We start from the raw sequence: 503 nt of genomic DNA, 5'->3' as shown, positions 1-503 counted from the left end.
ACAGATCTTTTGACTGGCCTTCACAATCGCCGCTATTTAGAAGTCTGGTTAGAGAAGATGGCCCGCCGCACTCCAGATAGAACCTTCGCGCTTGCGGTTCTTGATGTCGACCATTTCAAAGCGTTTAACGACACTTATGGTCACGACATCGGCGACCAAATGTTGATGCACATTGCCTCTATCTTCAACGAATCTACTCGTTCAGGTGACCTGCTGATTCGCTGGGGCGGTGAAGAATTTGTGTTGCTGGTGGAGGTGAACGATCCAAATGATTGTGCGAAATCGCTAGAGCGTTTGAGACATGTCATTGAAAATACGCCATTAATCATTGACTCTAAGCCAATAAACGCCACAATTTCGCTTGGTGCGGTCGACCGGTTATCAGCCCAAACCATCAAACAAGAGTGGGACCAATGGTTCTTCTTGGCCGACCAAGCGTTATATGACGCAAAACAAGCGGGCAGAAACCAATTTAAGATTCACTCGACGTCTTAATGGCGTCC

The 503-nt window shown here is 47.5% G+C and carries 1 protein-coding gene; it reads left to right on the top strand.

Annotated features, from left to right (window positions below; all coding sequences use genetic code 11):
* Nucleotides 1-495 (top strand): GGDEF domain-containing protein (locus R7E78_RS31010; RefSeq protein WP_318059256.1); only part of this gene is annotated, 495 nt, incomplete at its 5' end.
* Nucleotides 496-503 lie beyond the last annotated feature (8 nt).

It is taken from the genome of Vibrio sp. YT-19(2023) (assembly GCF_033337395.1).
Note: the sequence above shows the minus strand (reverse complement) of the source record. Positions and strands in the feature narration are given on the sequence as shown.